The sequence below is a fragment of the uncultured Pseudomonas sp. genome (assembly GCF_913774235.1).
Lineage (GTDB): Bacteria > Pseudomonadota > Gammaproteobacteria > Pseudomonadales > Pseudomonadaceae > Chryseomonas.
This window is the reverse complement of sequence record NZ_CAJYDW010000019.1, coordinates 266,794-280,128: the sequence shown is the minus strand read 5'-3', so window position 1 is coordinate 280,128 and position 13,335 is coordinate 266,794. Positions and strand designations below refer to the sequence as shown.

The 13,335-nt window shown below is 67.5% G+C and carries 14 protein-coding genes and 1 riboswitch; of the genes, 6 read left to right on the top strand and 8 right to left on the bottom strand.

Annotated elements, in window-relative coordinates; translation table 11 throughout:
- Positions 1-3: 3 nt before the first annotated feature.
- The 3 genes from pstA to pstS all read right to left on the bottom strand — a co-directional run bounded on the left by pstA (position 4) and on the right by pstS (position 2,946).
- On the bottom strand, positions 4-879 hold the full coding sequence (gene pstA / locus QZ471_RS21835; RefSeq protein WP_295467801.1) for a phosphate ABC transporter permease PstA: 876 nt from the start codon (positions 877-879) through the stop codon (positions 4-6).
- A complete protein-coding gene (gene pstC / locus QZ471_RS21830) occupies positions 879-1,853 on the bottom strand; it encodes a phosphate ABC transporter permease subunit PstC (RefSeq protein ID WP_295467799.1) in 975 nt (324 codons plus the stop codon). Before pstC ends, pstA begins: the two co-directional genes overlap by 1 nt.
- A gap of 79 nt (positions 1,854-1,932) precedes the next feature.
- Positions 1,933-2,946, bottom strand: coding sequence for a phosphate ABC transporter substrate-binding protein PstS (gene pstS, locus QZ471_RS21825; protein WP_295467797.1), 1,014 nt, complete (start codon positions 2,944-2,946; stop codon positions 1,933-1,935).
- 462 nt (positions 2,947-3,408) lie between these two features.
- Positions 3,409-3,575, top strand: a riboswitch (yybP-ykoY riboswitch).
- Positions 3,576-3,580: 5 nt separating this feature from the next.
- Between pstS and mntP the strand changes: the two genes are divergently transcribed.
- Complete coding sequence (mntP, locus tag QZ471_RS21820) at positions 3,581-4,153, top strand: manganese efflux pump MntP (protein WP_295467795.1); 573 nt, start codon at positions 3,581-3,583, stop codon at positions 4,151-4,153.
- Positions 4,150-4,989, top strand: a complete 840-nt coding sequence (locus QZ471_RS21815; RefSeq protein WP_363287690.1) for a hypothetical protein — start codon at positions 4,150-4,152, stop codon at positions 4,987-4,989. The genes mntP and QZ471_RS21815 overlap by 4 nt, the downstream gene beginning before the upstream one ends.
- A 15-nt stretch (positions 4,990-5,004) precedes the next feature.
- On the opposite strand, the gene QZ471_RS21810 is transcribed toward QZ471_RS21815, so the two are convergent.
- Complete coding sequence (locus tag QZ471_RS21810; RefSeq protein WP_295467783.1) at positions 5,005-5,547, bottom strand: cytochrome b; 543 nt, start codon at positions 5,545-5,547, stop codon at positions 5,005-5,007.
- Between the two features lie 80 nt (positions 5,548-5,627).
- Positions 5,628-7,298 (bottom strand): phosphoethanolamine transferase, encoded by a 1,671-nt coding sequence (locus tag QZ471_RS21805; protein ID WP_295467781.1) that lies wholly within the window; start codon positions 7,296-7,298, stop codon positions 5,628-5,630.
- A 235-nt stretch (positions 7,299-7,533) separates the two neighbouring features.
- Here QZ471_RS21805 and QZ471_RS21800 point away from each other — a divergent pair, with 235 nt between their 5' ends.
- The gene (locus QZ471_RS21800; protein WP_295467779.1) at positions 7,534-8,562 is read left to right on the top strand and encodes a cation diffusion facilitator family transporter; all 1,029 of its coding nucleotides are present in this window, start codon (positions 7,534-7,536) and stop codon (positions 8,560-8,562) included.
- On the opposite strand, the gene QZ471_RS21795 is transcribed toward QZ471_RS21800, so the two are convergent.
- Together QZ471_RS21795 and QZ471_RS21790 are read right to left on the bottom strand one after the other, a co-directional pair.
- Positions 8,559-9,107 carry a cytochrome b/b6 domain-containing protein gene (locus tag QZ471_RS21795; protein ID WP_295467777.1) on the bottom strand — a complete coding sequence of 183 codons (549 nt, stop codon included), beginning with the start codon at positions 9,105-9,107 and terminating at the stop codon, positions 8,559-8,561. The genes QZ471_RS21800 and QZ471_RS21795 overlap by 4 nt on opposite strands.
- Entirely contained in the window at positions 9,107-9,373 is a 267-nt protein-coding gene (locus tag QZ471_RS21790; protein WP_295467775.1) for a PepSY domain-containing protein, read from the bottom strand. The genes QZ471_RS21795 and QZ471_RS21790 overlap by 1 nt, the downstream gene beginning before the upstream one ends.
- A gap of 152 nt (positions 9,374-9,525) precedes the next feature.
- Here QZ471_RS21790 and QZ471_RS21785 point away from each other — a divergent pair, with 152 nt between their 5' ends.
- Positions 9,526-10,191: a response regulator gene (locus QZ471_RS21785; protein ID WP_295467772.1), complete on the top strand. Its 666-nt coding sequence runs from the start codon at positions 9,526-9,528 to the stop codon at positions 10,189-10,191.
- Positions 10,188-11,546, top strand: a complete 1,359-nt coding sequence (locus QZ471_RS21780) for an ATP-binding protein (RefSeq protein ID WP_295467770.1) — start codon at positions 10,188-10,190, stop codon at positions 11,544-11,546. The genes QZ471_RS21785 and QZ471_RS21780 overlap by 4 nt, the downstream gene beginning before the upstream one ends.
- Here the strand turns inward: QZ471_RS21780 and QZ471_RS21775 are convergent.
- On the bottom strand, positions 11,543-12,757 hold the full coding sequence (locus QZ471_RS21775; protein WP_295467768.1) for an MFS transporter: 1,215 nt from the start codon (positions 12,755-12,757) through the stop codon (positions 11,543-11,545). The two genes, QZ471_RS21780 and QZ471_RS21775, sit on opposite strands and share 4 nt — an antisense overlap.
- Positions 12,758-12,836: 79 nt before the next feature.
- On the opposite strand from QZ471_RS21775, the gene QZ471_RS21770 reads away from it, so the two are divergent.
- Positions 12,837-13,331, top strand: coding sequence for a MarR family transcriptional regulator (locus tag QZ471_RS21770; RefSeq protein WP_295467766.1), 495 nt, complete (start codon positions 12,837-12,839; stop codon positions 13,329-13,331).
- Positions 13,332-13,335 lie beyond the last annotated feature (4 nt).

Genomic DNA, 13,335 nt, shown 5'->3' with positions numbered 1-13,335 from the left:
TAGTCACTTGGAATCCCGGTTGCGAAAGAAGAAGCGAGAGGAAAGGTTCAGGAACAGCACGAACAGGGTCAGCAGCAGGGCGCCGGCCCAGGCCAGTTGCTGCCAGTTCTCGAACGGACTCATGGCGAACTGGAAGATGGTCACGGGGACGCTGGCCATGGGCTTGAGCAGGTCCGCGTTCCAGTACTGGTTGCCGAAGGCGGTGAACAGCAGCGGGGCGGTCTCGCCGGTGATGCGGGCGATGGACAGCAGCACCCCGGTCACCACGCCGGCGCGGGAGGCGCGTAGCAGGACCTGCAGGGTCACCTTCCACTGCGGGATGCCCAGGGCCAGGGCCGCTTCGCGCATGGCCGCCGGTTGCAGCTGCATCATCTCGTCGGTGGTACGGGTCACCACCGGCACCACCAGCATGGCCAGCGCCAGGGCCCCGGCGAAGCCGGAGAAGCCGATGCTGCCGCCGGTGGCCTGGTTGAGCTGCACGACCACGGCGGTGTAGATGAACAGGCCGATGACGATGGAGGGCGCCGACAGGAGGATGTCGTTGACGAAGCGCACCACCAGGCCGAGCTTGGAATGGCGCGCGTACTCCGCCAGCCATAGCCCGGCGAGGATGCCGATGGGTGCACCGATGGCGGTGGCCAGCAGCGTGATCAGCACACTGCCGAACAGGGCGTTGGCCAGGCCGCCGTCGGCGGCGCCGGGCGGCGGCGTCATCTCGATGAAGATGCTCGGACTCAGAGCCGACAGCCCCTTGATCAGGGTGGTGCCGAGGATCCAGGTCAGAAAGCCCAGGCCGAGTACGGCGGCGGCGCTGCCAAAGATCAGCGCGATGCCGTTCTTGATCCGGCGCTTGCGGTAGAGATAGGCGTCGACTTGCATCAGTTACCTGCCTTGCGCGACAGCTGCGACAGCATCAGACGGGCCGCCAGCAGCACGAAGAAGGTCACCACGAACAGCAGGAAGCCCAGAGCGATCAGCGAGGAACGGTGCAGATCGGTGTAGGCCTCGTTGAATTCGTTGGCGATCACCGAAGCGATGGAGCTGCTCGGCATCATCAGCGAAGCGGAGAACTGGTGGGCGTTACCCAGCACGAAGGTCACCGCCATGGTCTCGCCCAGGGCGCGCCCCAGACCGAGGAAGGCGCCACCGACCACCGCCGAACGGGTGTAGGGCAGCACGATGTCCCAGCAGACTTCCCAGGTGGTGGAACCCAGGGCGTAGGCCGATTCCTTGAGCTGCGGTGGCACGCTGCGGAACACCTCGTACATCACCGAGGTAATGAACGGCAGGATCATGATCGCCAGGATGATGCCAGCGGTGAGCATGCCGATGCCCAGCGGCGGGCCCTGGAACAGCACGCCGATGACCGGGATGGCGCCCAGGTAGTCGTTGATGAAGGGCGAGATGTGCGCGGCCATGAAGGGGCCGAAGACGAACAGGCCCCACATGCCATAGATGATCGAGGGGATGCCGGCGAGCAATTCGACGGCGGTCGCCACCGGGCCACGCAGCCAGGTCGGCGCAATCTCGGAGAGGAACAGGGCGATGCCGAAACTGGTGGGCACGGCCAGCACCAGGGCGATCAGCGAGGTCATCAGGGTGCCGTAGATGGGCACCAGGGCACCGAATTTCTCGGCACCGACGTCCCATTCGGTGGACGTCAGGAAATCCAGGCCGAAGGTCATGAAGGCCTGGCGGCCACCCCAGAGGGTGGACAGGGCTGCCCCGACCAGCACCAGCAGGACCAGCAGGGCGGCAGAGAACAGCAGGCGCCGGAACCAGGTGTCCGCGCGGGTATCCCGACGGATACGCTCTTCCTGAGCGGCCGAAAGGGGAAGGGTTTGATCGGTCATGGCGATTTCCGGTCAGCAGATCGGGATGCGCGAAGCCGCCCGGGCCCCGTGGGGGTTCCCGGACGGCAGGCGGTCTTGCTTACTTCTTGAAGTCAGACGCCCAGTAGCCTTCGATCTGCTTGACCAGGGCATCGGGGACCGGGACGTAGTCCAGGGCAGACGCTTCCTTCTGGCCGTTTTCCAGGGACCATTTGAAGAAGTCGAAGGCGACCTTGCTACGCTCTTCGTTCTTCGGCTCCTTGTACATCACGATCCAGGTGGTGGCGGTGATCGGCCAGGCGTCGGCGCCCGGGGCGTTGGTCATCAGCAGGTTGAAGTCCTTGGCGCTTTTCCAGTCGGCGGTAGCGGCGGCGGCCTGGAAGCTCTTGGCATCCGGCTGCACGAAGTTGCCGGCGGCGTTCTTCAGCTGCACGTGGGACATCTTGTTGGTCAGCGCATAGGCGTACTCGACGTAGCCGATGGAGCCCTTGATCTGCTTCACGTAGGCGGCGATACCCTCGTTACCCTTGCCGCCTACACCGACCGGCCAGTTGACGGTAGTGCCGAAGTTGAACTTCTCCTTCCACTCCGGGCTAACCTTGGCCAGGTAGTTGGTGAAGTTGTAGGAGGTGCCCGAGCCGTCGGAACGACGGACCACGGTGATGGCGGTGTCGGGCAGTTTCATGCCCGGGTTGAGCGCGGCGATGGCCGGGTCGTTCCAGGTCTTGACCTCACCCATGAAGATCTTGGCCAGCAGCGGGCCGTCAAGCTTCAGCTTGCCGGGCTCGATACCTTCCACGTTCACCACCGGCACGATGCCGCCGATGATGGTCGGGAACTGGCCCAGGCCGCCTTTCTGCAGGTCTTCGGTGCTCATGGGGGCATCGGTGGCGCCGAAGTCCACGGTGGCCGCCTTGATCTGGGCGATGCCGCCGCCGGAACCGATGGATTGGTAGTTGATGCGGTTGCCGGTCTTCTCGCTGAAGGTCTGCGACCACTTCGACAGGACCGGGTAAACGAAGCTCGAGCCTGCGCCCGTGACATCCACGGCGTGAGCGGCAGTGCTCAGGCAAAAGGCCGACAACAACAGGGAGAGGCTGAACGTGCGTTTCATTGGTTGCTCCATTACCTAGTGAGGGCTGGCGCTAGGCTATTGCCGAAATGTGACAATTAAGTGTCAGCGCCATGACGAAACGGGGACGGCAGAGCGCCACCATAGCCACGCCCTCCACGCCCAGCGCCTGGGCGCGCCTTGAGCCTCACTCCCCGCACCGGGCGCGCCTGCGGTGCCCTGCCCGGTCTTCCCAAAGAGGCCGCCCGCTGCCTCCCACCCGCCCTCTTGACCCGCACATGGGCGACTTCCAGTGGTCACCGAACGACATCCCCTGAGGTCGATAGACGCCTTTTTCGCCTATCGCCGGCATCCTGTGCCGCCATAAAACCGCTCTATAACGATACTTTCAGATGAATTCCGGGTGTGGTCAGGCTCAGCAACGGTAGAAGATTTAGCCAAGGCTATATATATTAGAACTATCTACAAGATAGACTTTCTCTATCCGGCTAGGTAAGGTGGCGGCCTCTTTGGGGAGTAGCCTGCTTCCGCTGCGGCGGAAAGCGTCCTGGTCAACATACTCGGCAACCGCCGTGGTCAGGACAGCCAGTCAGGGTTGGCGAGACCAGAGACATCACCGTGCCATACCGGGCGTGCGGGGGTGTCTTATGGATCGAGCCCGGTCGGCACTGTCACGATGAATCCCGCTTCCCTGATGTTCCTGGCCTTCGCCATGTCCACCGATGCCTTCGCCGCTGCCGTCGGCAAGGGCGCCAGCCTGCACAAGCCCTGTCTGCGCGAAGCCCTGCGCACCGGTGCCATCTTCGGCGTCATCGAAGCCATCACCCCGGTGATCGGCTGGGCCGTCGGCCTCACCGCCGCCCAGTACGTCCAGCCCTGGGACCACTGGATCGCCTTCACCCTGCTCACCGTACTCGGCCTGCGCATGATCTGGGCTGGCTTCAGCGCGCCCGAAGCCGAAGAGGAAAAGCCCCGCCAGCACTCCTTCCTGCTGCTCGCGCTCACCGCCGTGGCCACCAGCATCGACGCCCTCGCCGTGGGCGTGGGCCTGGCCTTCATCGACGTCAACATCGTCACCGCGGCCCTGGCCATCGGCCTCGCCACCATGGTCATGGTCACCACCGGGGTGATGCTGGGTCGGGTGATGGGTAATCTGGTCGGCAAGCGCGCGGAAATGCTCGGTGGCGTGGTGCTGATCGTGATCGGCGGCGCCATCCTCTACGAACACCTGGGAACCGTCGCCGCATGATGGTACGCGGCTGGCGTTACGGTCTCCTCGCCCTGGCCGCCCCGCTGCTGGCAGCGGTTGGCTTTCTCGCCTGGCAGCGCTTCTGGCCGGCCCAGGCCGCCCCTGGCTGGCACTACGAGGTGGCCTATGCCGACGTCGCCAAGGCCAGCGCCCTGGCCTGGCAGGGCGATGCCCTGCTCGCCGCGGAAGAACTCAAGGACGGCAAGGGGCGTCTGCTGCGCATCGATGCCGGCGGCCAGCGCCAGGTATTGCGTGAGGGGCTGTACAAACCCGATGGCCTGATCCCCTACCGCGACGGCTTCGCCTACAGCCAGGAAGGCGGTACCCACCCGGTGCGCTGGTTCGACGCCGCCGCCAGTCGCGATCTCTTCACCGGCATCAACGCTCAGGGCCTCTGGGCCGAAGGCGAACACCTCTACGCCGTGGAGGATCGCAAGGGCGAAGGTCGCCTGCTGCGCTACGACGCCCGCGATGGCAGCCTGACCGTGCTGCGCGACCGCCTGGACGAGGCGGAGTCCTTCACCCGCTGCCCGGATGGCACTGCCTTCTATACCGAGAAGAGCCGCGGGCTGGTGCGTCAGCTGAGCGACGACGGTCGCGACCCACCGGCCCTGAGCGACCTGCGGGAGCCCAGCTTCTTGCTCTGCGACCGACGCGGCCTGTGGATCAGCGAAGACTCCACCCACCGCGCGCGCCTGCTGCTCTGGGATCGCCAGTCCGCCCCCCGCACCATCCTCAGCTTCCTGCGCGCGCCCCAGGCCTTGCTACCCAAGGGCGACGGCTACCTGCTGGCCGAAGGCGGCCGCGATCGCGTCATCGCCCTCTATCCGCGCTAGGCCAAGGCGCGATGGCTAGAGCATACGCTTGAGGGTATCGTCGCGCCGGATCAGGTGGTGCCACAGCGCGGCCACGAGGTGCAGGCCGATCACCCAATAGAAGGCCTTGCCCAACCAGACGTGCACGCCCTTGAGCGACTTGGCCAGCTCCGGATCAACCGCGAAGGGCGAAGGCAGCGCCCAGGTGCTGGCAGGAATCTTCACCGCGCCGATGGTCAGCCACACCGTGAACAGCCCGAGCAGCGGCTGGGCCAGCAGGAAGCCGTACAGGGCGTAGTGGGTCAGCCGGCCAAGGGTCTCCAGGCTCCGTGCCAGCGGTGGCGTGATGGGCGGCACCGGATGCCGGTGGCGCACCCAGAGCCGTGGCAGCACCAGCGCCAGGACCACCAGCCCTACCCAGAAATGACTGAGCACCACCCACTGGCGCTCTAGGGAACCCCGCTCGAACTGCCCGCGGCTGAGGATCAGGCCATAGGCCAGGAGCACCAGCAGGGCCATGAGCCAATGCAGTCGTCGGGCACTGCGGGCATAGCGGGAAGGGGAAGAATCAGTGGACATGGCGAAGTCCTTGCGCGATGAACGTGAACGGGCGCCAGCAGTGTAGCGGCGCCCGAATGGTGGGAGTAAGACCCGAGAGACTAGCCACAGGGGTTGGTGGGGGTATCCAGCAGCAGCTTGCTCAGTTGCTGCGGCGGCTGGTGCACCAGGCCGGTGGGCGACTCGCAGACGCGCTGCACGAAGTTGTCGCTGAACAGCAGCTTGCCGTGGACGAAGTGCTCGTCCGGTCGACGATTGGGGTTGTCGATGCGAGTACCCAGGCGTTCCGCCAGCCAGCTGCCGGCCTCGTAATGGCTGATCCAGCGCTCGCCTTGCAGACTGGCGAGGGCCTGCTCCGGGGCGTCCCGGGCTACCACGATCACCGGGACGTCGCTGACCTCCGGCACCAGGTCGTTGTGGCCCCAATGGCCCCCCTCCCCCAGCCGCTGGCCGTGGTCGCCAGTGATGATCAGGTAGCGCTCACCCTCCAGGCGGTCGAAGTCGGCGAGGATCTCGGCGAGCAGCCCGTCGAGGTAATGCAGCGAATTGTCGTAGGCGTTGGCCTGCCCCTCGGCGCCGGTGTCCGGCCAGGGCGCCGGCGTAGTCTCGTGCCGGTAGTTCTGTGCATAGGGCAGGTGCGCGGTGCGCAGGTTGAGCACCACGAAGTTGCGCGGCGCCCAGCGTTGCTCGTCGAGGATGTCCAGCAGGGCGCGATCCTGGCGTTGCAGGAAGCGCAGCGGATGGTCCTCGCGGGTGATGGAGACGTCCAGGTAGCGACTGCCCAGGTGCGCCAGCAGCTTGGACTCCTGGGACGACAGCCAGTGGGTGCGAAAGCCGGCGGCCTGGGCGAAGCGGAACAGATTGATCTCGCCGGTGCGCAGACGCTGGTCCTGCCCCGGCTCGCGGATCGGATTGAGCAGATAGGGCAGGCTCACGTCGGTGGCCACCCCTGCCGCCACGCCGGGTCGTGTCAGCGCCTGGGGATTCCCCTCGAGATAGGCCGATAGCCTGGGCGTGGTGTCTCTGGCATAGCCGAAGGCGCCCAGGCGATCGCTGCGCAGCGAATCGGCCACCACCAGCCAGACGTGGCGTGCCGTGCTCGGTACCTGGGCCAATTGGTAGGGGGCATAGGCGGTCGGCGGCAGCACGACATCGTCACGCCCGGCGAGGCGCACCGCCCAGGCGGAAAAGGCGTTGAGGCTATTGTGCAGCCCGCTACGCGCGGGGCTGGGGACGAAGGCGTCGAGGTTGCGGTAGGTGGCGCGATAGGGTTTGGACAGCAGCACCGCGGCGATCAGGACCAGCGCCCAGCGGCTCGCCGGTAGCGGCACCCGGCCGGGCAGGTAGAGGTGCAGAGCGATCAACAGGCCATAGGGCAGGCCTACGCAGAGCAGCACCGGCCAGTGCTCGGGCAGACTGAGCCAAAGGGCCTGACGCACCTCGGCGGTGTCGCCCAGCATGGCCTGGATGTCGATGGCGCTGAGCGGCTCGCCGAAGAAGCTCAGGTTGCCCAGCTGCAGCAGCTGCATCAGCGCGAACAGGAACAGGATGGCGGCCGCCAGCCGCGGCAGGTTGCACAGCCACAGGGCCAGGCTGAACACCCAGAGCGCGGCGACGTAGCCCGCCTCCAGTTCGGCGCGATTGTTGGGAGTGAACAGCTGCTGGAGGAAGTCGTCGGCCAGCAGCAGCAGGCAGCTCAGGCTGGCGAGCAACGACAGGTTGCGCCAGGGACGCCAGCCGGTGGCGGAGGTACGGAGCGGCAGGACGAGCATCAGCGCGGCTCGCACGGCGACTGCGGAACGGAACGAGCAGGCATGGCCGGCCTCCAGCGATGGAAAGCCGCCACCCTGAGGGACGAACCTTAATGCAGTCTTAGTGGCTAACCTGAGGTTACAGATGACTGCCCGGTCGCTGACGGCGCGGTGAAGCCCTTGACCCTGAAGTGACTTCAGGCTTCAGGCTGCTCGCCAAGCGACACCTGTCCCCTTCCCCACGAGAGACCTATCGATGAGTGGCTCCACCCACCACGACCATCACGATCACGATCACGATCACGATCACGATCACGATCACGATCACGATCACGATCACGATCACGATCATCAGCATGATCACGGCCACGCTCATGGCCATGGCCATGGCCATGGCCATGGCCATTCCCATGCTCCGCGGGTCACCGCCAGCAACGAGCGCAAGCTCAAGCTGGTCTTCGCCCTGACCTTCGGCTACGCCATCGTCCAGGCATTGGGCGGCTGGTGGTCCGGCTCGCTGGCGCTGATCGCCGACTCCGGCCACATGGTCTCGGACGCCGCCGCCCTGCTGCTGGCCCTGGTGGCCTATCGCGTGGCCGCCAAGGCGGCCAATGCCCGCTTCACCTATGGCTTCCACCGGGTGCGCATCCTGGCGGCCCTGACCAATGGGGTCGCCCTGCTGTTGCTGGTGCTGTGGATCGGCTGGGAAGCCATCACGCGGCTGCGCGAGCCCACCGAGGTGCTGTCCGGCCCCATGCTGGTGGTGGCGGTGATCGGCCTAGTGGTCAACATCGTCGGCTTCCTGGTGCTCAACGGCGGGCACAAGGACGACAGCAACCTGCGCGGTGCCCTGTTGCACGTGGCCGGCGACCTGCTCGGATCGGTCGGCGCCATCCTCGCCGCCCTGGGGATTCTCTGGACCGGCTGGACCTGGCTCGATCCGGTGCTGTCGATCCTGGTCGCCCTGCTCATCGTCAAGTCGGCCTGGTCGCTGGTCCGGGATGCCGGCGCGGTGCTGCTGCAGGCGGCCCCCCGGGAATTCGACACCACCGGCGCCACGGCGGCCGTCCAGGCGCTGCCCGGCGTCGCCGAGGTGGGCCACCTGCACGTCTGGACCCTGACCGACGAGACGCGGATCGCCACCCTGCACATCACCCCGGCGCCGGGCAGCGATCCGCTGCAGTTGCCCAACCTGGTGGGCGAGGTGTTGCGCAGGCGGCACGGGCTGCAGCACGTGACGGTGCAGGTGGATCCGCCCGGGACCCTTGGCGGGCACTGCGCTTAGGGACGCTGGGAGTCGTCGTCGAGGGGACGCCGGCGGCCGGTCAGCATGGACAGCGGCAGGTTGTCGCGCACCCTCAGGCTTTCCACCACGGCCGCCACGGCGTGCAGGCAGACCAGGGCGAGCAGCGCGTTGGCGATGAGGGCGTGCAGGTCCTGGGGCCAGTCGGCGCCCCAGAGGGCGTCCACTTCGCGCATGAGAAAACCGGTCACGCCCAGACCGCCGATGGCCACCATCATCAGCAGCATGACCAGCGCACCCAGCGGCGAGTGACCGAGGCGGTGATAGGGTCGCCCCTGCCAAAGCGCGCTCAAATGGGCCTCGAGGCGGGCGCGGCTCGGCCAGAAATCGCTCCAGCGCGCACTGCGCGGGCCGATGAAACCCCACAGCAGGCGGACCAGCAGCCAGGCGCTGGCGTAGTAGCCGATCCAGCGGTGCCAGAAGGCGCCCTTCTCGTTGAAGAAGTAGTTGGCGAAGAAGGCGGCGGCGACCGACAGGTGGAACAGCCGCACCAGGGGATCCCAGAGCCGTACGGTCGCCGCGCTCATCAGCTGCCGATCTCGCTCTTGACTGCTTTGCCGCTCACCGGATCGTGGTAGATCTCGACCTTGCGCTTGTCCTTGTCGAAGCCGTAGATCTCATAGCAGTTGCCCTTGGTGATCTTGAACTTCTTGATCTCGTAACCCTGCTCGCGCAGCTTGGCCTGGAATTGCTCGGCATTCTGCCAGGTGGACTTGTCGGCCTGGGTGCACTGGGGCTCGGAAGCGAGCGCGAGGGGACTGATGAACAGCAGCGGAAGCAGCAGGCGGCGCATGATGGAACTCCTCTTGTTGGGGAAGCCCAGGCTCGGCGCCGAACCTTAATGCAATCTTAGGACGCAACGCCTGGTAACAGTTGGCCCAGGCGGGTCCGCGACGCGGCGGCGATGATGGGCGGCTACCGAGACAACGAGTGGAGGAGCAAGCCGTGCGGGTACTCCTGGTGGAAGACGACGCCGCCCTGGCGCAGGGCATCCGCATGGCCCTGCGGGGCGAAGGCTATACCCTGGACTGGGTAGCCGATGGCCTGGCCGCCGAGCACGCCCTGGCCGCCGAGGCGTTCGACCTTGTGTTGCTGGACCTGGGCCTGCCGCGGCTGGACGGCCTCGAGCTGTTGCGCCGGCTGCGCAGTCAGCCCGCGGGCGACGTGCCGGTGCTGGTGCTCACCTCCCGCGACGCCAAGGCCGACCGCATCCAGGGCCTGGATGCCGGCGCCGACGACTATCTAATCAAGCCCTGCGACCTGGACGAACTCAAGGCCCGCATCCGCGCCCTGATCCGCCGCAGCTGCGGACGAGCCCAGCCGCTGCTGGAGCACGGTGGCATTAGCCTCGACCCGGCCAGCCAGGCGGTGCGCTTCCGCGGCGCCGAGGTGATCGTGACGCCCATGGAATACCAGTTGCTGCATCAATTGCTGCTGCGCCCCGGCGCCGTCATCACCCGCGAGCGGCTGAGCAACGCCCTCTACGGCTGGCAGGAAGCGGCCTCGGGCAACACCCTGGAAGTCCTCATCCACAATCTGCGCAAGAAGCTCGACAGCAGCCTCATCCGCACGGTGCGAGGTGTCGGCTACCTGCTGGAGCGCCAACCATGATCGCCATCCGCACCCGCATCCTCGCGCCGACCCTGGCCCTGGTGATGGCTGGCAGCCTGACCCTCGCCCTGCTGGCCCTGCGCGACAGTCATCGCGAGATCGAGGGCATCTACGACGCCCAGCTGGTGCAGGGCGCACGGCTGCTGGAAGGGCTGCTGCAGACCGGCCTGCCGACGGCGGACACCTGGCCCGCCCTGACCCGGGTGTTCGACCGCGCCATGCAGCCCGCCCCCGGCGTGACGGCGCATCCCTACGAGAACCAGCTGACCTTCCAGATCTGGACCGCCGACGGCCAGTTGCTGGTGCGCTCCGGCAACGCGCCCCAGTTGCGCGAAGTGCCGCCCGAGGGGCTGCACGAGGTCTTCGACAACGGCCGCGAATGGTGCGGGATGCTGGTACGGACCGCCGACAGCGGCCTGCGCATCTGGGTCGGCGAGCGCGAGGATCTGCGCCAGGACCTCATCCAGCGCATCGTCAGCCACACCCTCTGGCCGACCCTGGTCGGCCTGCCACTGCTGGTCGCGGTGCTCTGGCTGCTGCTCGGCTGGGGCCTGCGCCCGCTGCAGGACTTCGCCCGCGGCTTGCGCGAGCGTGACCAACACAGCCTGGCGCCGCTGCCGGCCGGCCCGCTGCCGCCGGAACTGCAACCCATGCACAGCGCCCTCGACCACCTGCTCGCCCAGCTGCGCGCCCTGCTCGACCGCGAACGGCGCTTCATCGCCGACGCCGCCCACGAATTGCGCACGCCGCTGGCGATCCTCGACCTGCACGCGCAGAACGCCCAGCGCGCCGAGACCGCGGCGGAGCGCGACGAAGCCCTCGGTTACCTACGCCAAGGCGTGAGCCGGGCCACCCGGCTGGCCAGCCAGTTGCTCACCCTGGCCCGCCTGGAACCGGGCGCCACCCAGGCGCGGCCCTTGGAGCTGGAACCCCTGGTACGGGAAGAACTGGCGGAACTCACGCCCCTGGCGCTGGATCGCCAGGTGGAGCTGGTGCTGGCGGCGCAGCCGGGGCAACCGGTACTGGGCGATCCGGACGCCATCGCCATCGCCCTGCAGAATCTGGTCGCCAACGCCCTGGCCTTCGCCCCGGCCGGCAGCGCGGTGGAGGTGGGTATCGAAGCCGGTCAGGACGACAGGGTGCTGCTGAGAGTCGAGGATCGCGGCCCGGGGGTGGACGAAGCCGAACTGGCACGCCTGTGCGACCGCTTCTACAGTGCCGGCAACCCTCAGGGGGCCGGGCTGGGCCTGGCCATCGTCGAGACCATCACCCGGCGACTGGGCGGCGCCCTGAGCTTCAGCAATCGCGCCCGCGGCGGCTTCTGCGTGGAATTGCGCCTGCCGCGCGCGACCTAGGCCTCCTGGCAGCGCGTCGCCAGCACCGACCGCTCGGGGCGGGTCAGGCCCAGCCCCAGGCCCATCAGCAGCAGCACACCCAGCGCCATCAGCAGCCAGGCGTTGGCCAGGCTGTCGAGCTGGTCGCGCAGGATGCCGGCGGCCAGGGGCGCCAGGCTGGCGATGAGATAGCCACCACCCTGGACGAAACCCAGCAAGGCACCCGCCTCGGTCGGATCGCGCACCTGGTCCATCGCCAGGATCAGCGACAGCGGGAACAGCGCGCCGATGCCCAGGCCGAGCAGGATGGCGGTGGGGATCGCCAGGCGCAGCGGGGCCAGGGCCAGGCACAGCAGGCCCACCAGCACCACGCCGAGCACGCCCAGCACCAGCGGCCGGCGATGGCGCAACCGGGCGATGGTCGCCGAGAGCAACAGGCCCGCACTGACCTCGGCCAGGCTCACCCCGCCCAGCAGCAGCCCGCTGTCGGCCGGGCGCCAGCCAAGGCCGGTGTAGTACGGCGGCAGCCAGGCCAGCACCAGGGTGTAGGCGGCGGTGCCGATGCCGAAGAAGGCCAGCAGTAGCCAAGCCTGCCGCGAGCGCCAGGGCTGTGCGCGGGTTACAGCGGCCACCACCAGCGCGTCGGGTCGCGCCAGGACCAGCCAGGTCACTAGGGCCAACAGGACCGGCAGCGTCCAGACCGCCAGGCCCTGGGTCCAACCCAGTCGCTCGGCCAGGGGCGCAGCCGTGGCCGCCGCCACGGCTGCACCTCCCATGATGCCGGTGGTATAGAGCCCCATCAGGGTGCTGGTGCGAGCGGGATGACAGCGGCGGATATAGGCCGGGATCAGCGCCTGCACCAGGGCGATGCCGACGCCGCCGAGGCCGGCGGTGAGGATCAGCCCCAGGCTGCCGGGCTCCTCCCAGCGCGCGGCATTGGCCAGCGCCAACAGCAGCAGACCGAGGGCGATGCCGCGGCGCTCGCCGAGCCAGGCCTGCAAGCGAGCGCCCGCCAGGGCGCAAAGCCCCATGGCGGCGATGGGCAGGGTGGTGAGCGTCCCGGCGCCACTGCCGTCGAGGCCGGTGGCGGCCTGGATGCCGTCCAGCAGCGGGCCGACGGCGGCCAGGATCGGCCGCAGATTGAGGCCGACCAGCAGCACCAGCAAGACGGCCAGGAGAGCATCCTGCCGGGGTGAGGTAGCGCTCGGGGATGATGGTGACGCGGAAAGCATGGACAATCTCCAGGAAGAAACGGGTATTTCTCTTGATGAGAAGTATCTTAACATCAAGATATATTGCCGAGGTAATCCAATGGCCGATCGTGCCGAATTCGCCGTGGACCAGTGGCGCCGGGAGCGGCCCGACCTGGACGCCCTGCCCATGCGCCTGGTCGGCCGTCTCGGCGAGATGGCCCAGATCCTCAGCCGTGACGTGCTCCAGCCATTCTTCGACGAACATCGGCTGCACTATGGCGAATTCGATGTCCTGGCCACCCTGAGGCGTGCCGGCGAGCCCTATGCGCTGAGTCCGACGGTGCTCTACGAATCGGCGATGATCTCTTCCGGCGGCATGACCAATCGCCTCGACCGCCTGGAGCGCGCCGGTCTGATCGAGCGGCAGAAGAATCCCGAGGACCGCCGCAGCACCCTGGTCGCCCTCACCCCCTCCGGCTTCGCGCTGATCGACGGGCTCATGGCCGCCCACGTGGACAACGAGCGCCGCGCCCTGGCCGTGCTCAGCGACGACGAACAACGCCAGCTGGACGCCCTGCTGGGCAAGTGGCTGGCCAGCCACGCGCCGGCCTGACGGC